Origin of the sequence: Brevibacterium sp. FME17, from assembly GCF_014897515.1 — a bacterium.
Classification (GTDB): Bacteria; Actinomycetota; Actinomycetes; order Actinomycetales; family Brevibacteriaceae; genus Brevibacterium.
Map to the genome: position 1 here is coordinate 95,350 of NZ_JABUYD010000016.1, position 6,635 is coordinate 101,984.

Annotated in this window: 7 protein-coding genes; 5 read left to right on the top strand and 2 right to left on the bottom strand. The window is 62.1% G+C overall.

What is annotated here, in order from left to right; genetic code table 11:
- Window positions 1-18: 18 nt before the first annotated feature.
- Window positions 19-1,422, bottom strand: coding sequence for an MmgE/PrpD family protein (locus INT40_RS14510; protein ID WP_193071654.1), 1,404 nt, complete (start codon window positions 1,420-1,422; stop codon window positions 19-21).
- Between the two features lie 196 nt (window positions 1,423-1,618).
- Between INT40_RS14510 and INT40_RS14515 the strand changes: the two genes are divergently transcribed.
- The 5 genes from INT40_RS14515 (at window position 1,619) to INT40_RS20680 (ending at window position 5,885) form a co-directional block, all read left to right on the top strand.
- Window positions 1,619-2,674: a YeeE/YedE family protein gene (locus INT40_RS14515; RefSeq protein WP_193071653.1), complete on the top strand. Its 1,056-nt coding sequence runs from the start codon at window positions 1,619-1,621 to the stop codon at window positions 2,672-2,674.
- On the top strand, window positions 2,671-2,895 hold the full coding sequence (locus tag INT40_RS14520) for a sulfurtransferase TusA family protein (RefSeq protein ID WP_101598479.1): 225 nt from the start codon (window positions 2,671-2,673) through the stop codon (window positions 2,893-2,895). Before INT40_RS14515 ends, INT40_RS14520 begins: the two co-directional genes overlap by 4 nt.
- 274 nt (window positions 2,896-3,169) lie before the next feature.
- Window positions 3,170-3,775, top strand: a complete 606-nt coding sequence (locus tag INT40_RS14525; protein WP_101571940.1) for a SipW-dependent-type signal peptide-containing protein — start codon at window positions 3,170-3,172, stop codon at window positions 3,773-3,775.
- A 65-nt stretch (window positions 3,776-3,840) separates the two neighbouring features.
- A complete protein-coding gene (locus tag INT40_RS14530) occupies window positions 3,841-4,509 on the top strand; it encodes a SipW-dependent-type signal peptide-containing protein (protein WP_193096374.1) in 669 nt (222 codons plus the stop codon).
- Window positions 4,506-5,885, top strand: a complete 1,380-nt coding sequence (locus INT40_RS20680; RefSeq protein WP_319020883.1) for a signal peptidase I — start codon at window positions 4,506-4,508, stop codon at window positions 5,883-5,885. Before INT40_RS14530 ends, INT40_RS20680 begins: the two co-directional genes overlap by 4 nt.
- Window positions 5,886-6,431: 546 nt before the next feature.
- Here INT40_RS20680 and INT40_RS14540 read toward each other — a convergent pair.
- A partial coding sequence (locus INT40_RS14540) for a hypothetical protein (protein WP_193096375.1) occupies window positions 6,432-6,635 on the bottom strand: 204 nt, incomplete at its 5' end.

Below are 6,635 nucleotides of genomic sequence, written 5' to 3' on the forward strand. Positions count from 1 at the left end.
TGTGCCGACTGGGAGTGGTCAGCTGCGGGCGAGGGGAACCTGCGCGAGGACCGCGGTGAGCTCCTTGATCCGGTGATTCTCGAGGTCGTGGACGAGGTCGGCGATCTCGTCTCGCAGTCCCACCTCGGCGAATGGGGAGGTCAGTGCGTCGAACTTCCTCCGTGCGCCCGCCCAGTCGAGCGGGTGCGTGGTGAAGCCCTCGTAATCATCCGTGCTGGCCCGGAACTGCGTGCCATCGCCGAGCGTGACGACGAGGTCGGCGCACATGTGCTCGGGGAAGCGGTCGCTGAACTCCTTGGAGGGAGTGATCGTCACCTTGCGCATGAGGTCCTGCACATCGTCGTCGACGATGCGCTCGGACTCGTACTGAGCTGGGTTGAGCTCCCCGTCGAGGAGGACAACGGCGACCATCCAAGGCAGTGAGTGGTCGGCCTCTTCCTTGGTGCGGATCGAGCGCTTGTCGCCCTCCTCGCCGCCGCCGATGATCGAATACGCGACGTCGAAGGTCGTCAGCTCGACGCTGGCGATGGCATCGGTGCGGAACCCCTCCTGGCTGCGGATGTCCTGGGCTGCATCGAGTGCGGACTGGGAGTGGATCTCGGCGTTGTGCTTCTTGATGATCGTGCCGGTGACCTTCTCCAGATCCTCGGCCGACCAGTCGAGATCGAAGTCCCCAGCCAGGGCCTTGAAGCCCTTGTTGCCCTCGAAGACTTGGGCGGGTCCGGTGATCCCGTGTGCGGCGAGAAGGGCGTCGAAGACTCCCTCCTTCGACACGTGCGGGTAGGCCAGGCCCTTCCAATGGCTGAGATCACCGGTGCGCGTCACCCGCAGGGCGACGTTCGCGGTTCCGGCCATGGCGGCCGCGTGGGCGATCTGCTCGGCGTTCAGACCCAGTGCCTTCGCCGAGGCGGCGCCAGCAGCGAACGCGCCCTGTGTCGTGTGGTCGAAGCCAAGGTCACGGACCGGAGCGACGTCCGAGAGGCGCGCGTGGATCTGATAGGCCACGGCGAAGGCCGTGAGGAAGTCCGCCCCCGAAGCGTCTGCGTGCTCGGCTGCGGCGAGGACCGCGCCCATATTGTCCGACGGGTGGTTGGTCTCATCCTTGGCGAGGTAGGCATCCATGAAGTCGAGATACCTGCTCAGGGCCGAGTTAAAGAAGGCGGCGTGGTCCGGGCTGGTGTGGCCGCCGCCGATGAGGGTGGCTCCCTGCCCGGCATCGAGATCTTCGATCAGTGCGCGGATCTCCTGCAGCGGCTCGGCATCGAGGGCGCCGATGGCGACGCCGATCGTGTCGAGGACGCGGATTTTGAGCTGCTCGAGGGCCTGCTCGCTGAGCATGTCCAGCGAGGCCTTGTCGACGAATTCGGCGAGTGCCTGCACATCGGTGAGTGTCTGTGTGGCTGTTGTCTGACTGCTTGTCATTTTGACCTCTCCTAGTTAGGTTAGGTATTCCTAACTATTTCACCAAAAGTATCTTGATGTCAAGGTACTTTTGGTGAATCTGGATCACAGTGAGGCAATTGTTGTGATTGGTCTGACGTTGACGTGAGATTGATTGTTGAGCAGAATGGGCGGTTGTTGTGACCCCCGCCGTACTGCCGCCAGAGAAAGCAGATTCATGATCATCACCGGACTCATCGTCGGCCTGGTACTCGGATTCGTCCTCCAGCGAGGGCGATTCTGTGTGACCGGAGCCTTTCGCGATCTCACGCTGACCGGAAACACTCGGTGGTTCTCAGCACTCATCCTCCTCATCGCCGTTCATTCGATCGGGCTGTTCCTGCTCAACAGTCTGGGGGTGATCACACTCGAAGCATCGCCCTTCCCGTGGTTGGCCTCCATCGTCGGCGGGCTGATCTTCGGGTTCGCCATGGTCCTCGCCGGCGGTTGTGCCACAGGCACCTACTATCGGGCGGGCGAAGGTCTGGTCGGCAGCTGGTTCGCGCTGATCTTCTACGCGCTGGTCTCGTCCGTGATGAAGAACGGTCCGGCCGCCTCGGTGACGGAAGGGCTGCGCTCGATCACGATCGAGAGCGGCACGCTCCAGGCGTCGACGGGGCTGAGCCCGTGGGTCTTCGTCGCGATCATCTCAGCCATCGCCATCGCGGTCACCGTGCACCACAACAAGAAGACCGCCACGCCCGTCGCGACCCTGCCGCCGCTGAAGAAGGGGTTGGCGCACATCCTCACGGAGAAGCGCTGGAACCCCTTCGCCACTGCTGTGGTCATCGGCATCATCGCAACGATCGCCTGGCCGCTCTCGGCCGCGACCGGACGCAACTCCGGTCTGGGCATCACGACGCCTTCGGCGAATCTCACCACCTTCCTGGGCACGGGAGACTCATCCCTTGTCGACTGGGGCGTCATGCTCGTCATCGGCATTCTTGTGGGCTCGTTCATCGCGGCGAAGGCCTCGGGTGAGTTCCGGATCCGTGTGCCCGACCGAGGGACAGTGGTCAAGTCCATCCTCGGTGGAATCGGCATGGGTGTCGGTGCCGCGATCGCCGGCGGATGCACGGTCGGCAATGCGATGGTCTCGACCGCACAGTTCGAATACCAGGGCTGGGTCGCAACCTTCTTCATGATCGTCGGCGCAGGAGTCGCCGCGAAGTTCACCATCAAGTCGGGGGCGCGGACAGGTGTCGCGCAGCCCGCAGAAAGCAGGAGTGTATGAAACAGGTACTAGAGACAAATGGACTGGTCTGCCCGTTCCCTCTGGTTGAGGCCAAAGACGCAATCGGCGGAATGGACAACGGCGATGAGCTCGTCATCAACTTCGACTGCACCCAAGCCACCGAGGCGATCCCCCAGTGGGCGGCCGAGAACGGCTACCCCGTGACCCACTTCGATCGCACCGGTGACGCCAGTTGGACGATCACGGTTCAGAAAGCCTGACCGGCAACAGGCTGCCGCTCGGCTGGCATCTCGGCCGTTTTCTCGACCGCCCGAGCGTCCCTGGCTCTGAAGTGGCCCTGCAGATCGGCAGGGCCGCTTTTGTTACCGCGTAGTTCCAGTGGTGTGCATTGTTCTGGAATCGCTTGAAGAATCACCTCTGTGCCGAAAAGCACAGGTGTGATAAATGGCGTTAGTCAAAAAGTAATTGTACGATAATGAACGAATCACTACCGATGGTGATCTGTGCACATACGTGCTTTTCCAAGGAGTCAGAATGACGCAGTCCCCGACGCGCTCTCGTAAGTTCAAGGCTATCCTCGCAGGTGGCATCGTGCTCGGCGTCGGAGCTGCAGTGACGCTGGCCGCCTGGACAGACAACGAATGGGCCGAGGGAACCTTCGGTGCCGGTTCGTTCAACGTTCAGGGCAGCACCAATGGAACCGACTTCACCGATCACGAGAGTTCGGGTGACGCAGCGTCGTTGAGTTTCGACCTCGATGGCGGCAAAAACCTGTCTCCAGGTGACACCGTGGCAGCGCCCTTCGTCCTCCGTCTCGATGATGCGACTACATACGACGCAAGCGTGGTCCTCGAATCCGCCGCAGGCAGCGGTGCCAACGAAGCGAACCTGAGCTACGGAATCGTCACCGTCGACGATGCCGCGTCGTGCGGCGAAGGTGCAACGGGCACAACCGTCGTTCCGGCCGGTACGGCTTTGGATGCGACCACAGGTGCTCAGGGGTTTGACCTGACCGCAGGCGCGGGCAGCGCAGCAGGTGCTCCTGTCACCCTGTGCTTCCAGGTCACCGCCAGTGACGATCTGACGGAGGGTGATGCCGCGAAGGCTCAGTGGCAGTTCACCGCAACCTCCGCTGAATAATTCCAGCGGACTCCGTGCAGTTTCCAACGGATGCCTCTGGCGATCCGACCCTGTCTGAGCAGGTCTTGAACGAGACCTGCTCATACAGTCGACTCCGGAAACGGCAGCGCGAGCAGAATCGGCGACGCCTGCGCAATCGCCGAATCAAGGCGATCCTCGCCGGAGGATTGGTCTTCGGCATCGGTGCGGCGGCGACGTCGGCGGCGTGGACCGACGCAGAACAGGCCACTGGTTCGTTCAAAGCGGGTACGTTCAACATTGATCTCTCAGTCGACGGTACCAACTGGAACAACACGTCGACGATGACTTTCAACGCCACCGGGCTGTACCCGGGATCGAAGGTCTACGCTCCGGTGTTCATTCGGACTACGCCGGACACCTCGATTGATGGTGAGCTGACAGTGTCGAGCGGAGGGACAGGCGGCACAAGCGGCATCGCCGGGTCACTGGTCTACAAAGCGGTGACGGCCTCATACTCGTCCGGCGGTTTCACGTGTAATGCCTCGGCGTTCAACTCAGGTGCGGACTACGTCTACGGCGGTGCTTCAACTACGACGAATCTCTCGGATAAGGACCACTCAGGCGCCGGTTCGCGGTTGGTCGGCCAAGCCGGCAGGTCGGTTCGAGCCTACTGCTTCGAAGTCACTCTTCCGACGACCACCCCGAGCTCAGCACAGGGCACCTCCGCGTCGAACACTTGGACATTCACTGCCACGAACAAGGCACCGTCGTGACAAGTTCTCACGACGCCGCCCCTAGAAAGCGCCCCACATCGTGGCTCGGCGCGGCCCTGCTCAACATCCTCGCTGCATTGGGCGTCGTGTGCATCGTCCTCGTCATCCTCAGCTTCGTCTTCAACATCTCGATCATGATGTTCAAAACAGGCTCGATGACCCCGACGATCACCGCCGGTTCGATCGCCTTCGTCCACGAGATCCCTGCGCAGGAGATGAAGGTCGGCGATATCGTCACCGCCGACCGTGGCGAGAAGGTCCTGCCCGTGACGCACCGCGTGACCTCGATCCTCGATGCGGATGCTCAATCCGGCGAGGTCACCTTCGAGATGAAGGGCGACGCAAACGAGGCGAAGGATCCCGAGCCCTACTCCGCCGAGACCGTTCGCAAGGTCCTGTTCTCCATTCCCGGTATCGCCCCGATCATCCAGCAGCTGCGAAACCCGTTCGCACTCGGCGGCATCACGATCGCGGCCTCGCTGCTCGTCGTCTGGGCGTTCTGGCCTCGACGCGAGGACGACGATGCCGACCGCGATGACGTCGTCGAGGCACCCGCAAGCTCGGCCACGCACTCCGAACCGCAGCCAGCCGTAACCCGATCACCCAAGCACGCCGTGGCGCTTCCCGCCGTCGCTGCCATCGTCGCCGCCGGAACAGGAATGTTCGGGCCCTTACCGCAGGAACTCGCCGCAATCCCAGCAGCTGAGCCGGCAGCGGCTGCTTCCGGTGCGGAGACCACTACCCCCGCTGAGGTGCACGGACAGTACCTGCGAATGCGGGCAACCGGAGACGAATCGACAATGCTCAGCCTCAGTCCCGGTGCTTCGGCTGACTGGACGGTCGACGTGTGGGCCGACGCTCCCGACCCTGGAAAAGTGGAACTGGAGATCGGCTCCGGCCAGTTGTCGGAGGCCCTCGCGTCACAACTACTCGTCGACGTTCGCACATGTTCCCAGATCGTGCCGATGGATGAGTGCCCTGGCGGTGCGGCAGAGCCGGTCAATGATGTGGCGCTCACCGACCTCGGTGCGTCACCCGACAATGACCGACGGCTGCTCGAAATGCCCAGTGATGAGAAGCGCCGAGTTCAGGTGACAGTCACCATGAACAAGAACGCCGACGCCGAGGCGGTGGCAGGTCACCGCAGTGGAGTCCGCCTGACCGCCATCGGCCAAGGAGAAGAAGTCTCGCTCGGCCCCGGAGACCCGGGTGCTCCAGGTGAACCCGGCGCACCAGGTCCTGACAATCCAGACGTCCCCGGTGATCTGCCACGAACCGGTGTGGAAGGTTTGCTGTGGATCCTCCTGGCCGCCGCAGTGCTCATCGCGACTGGGTCGGCCGTCGTGGCCAGAACGCGTAGTCGGAGGAAGCCATGACTCAGCCTCGTTGGCATCAGTTGATTCGGGGTCGTCGAGTCCGTGCTCTGATCGCAGGGTTCGCGCTCGTCATGCTCGTCCTCGGCTTGTCCGGTGTGCGTTCGACGACGGCCGCTTGGACCGACAAGGTTGAGGCAACAGGATCGTTCTCGGCTGGATCGCTGAAGATCAGGGATCTTACTTGCACGGACAACAGCGGATTGCTCGGTCTAGGCGGCGACCAGTTAAAGCTGGATTGGAAGAGGCCGCAGATATCAGACTCTGTGCAACTCGCATACACAGTCACGGTTATCAGGACTCCGCTGCTCAGCTCCCCCAGCACGACAACCTACACCACTGAGGAAACGACACTGACATATCGGGACACGAAGCTGTCGCTGTTGTCCATTCCTACTTACACGCTCACTGTTCAGGCAAAGCCGATCGGTGAATGGATCGGAAGCGCAGCGACGGTGAAAGGGCATGGAATCAATCTCGCGACTCTCGGGTTGGTCTTGCGCTGCAATTCTTGATGGGCAGGACCCATCTTTCGTGGCCACGCACCCCTCAAACCCTCACCACAGTCTCCGCCCCATCAGCCACAGTCAACCGCATCGCAGTGTTCTGCTCAACGAGGCTCCAGCCCTCGTGCTCGATGCCTGATGACGACACGATCATCGCTCCATCGTCGAAGCGCCGCCAGCTCATCCGATAGTTGCGCTCGTCAAGTTTTTGAGACAGTTCGTTGATGATTTCTCTTACGCCGCCAGG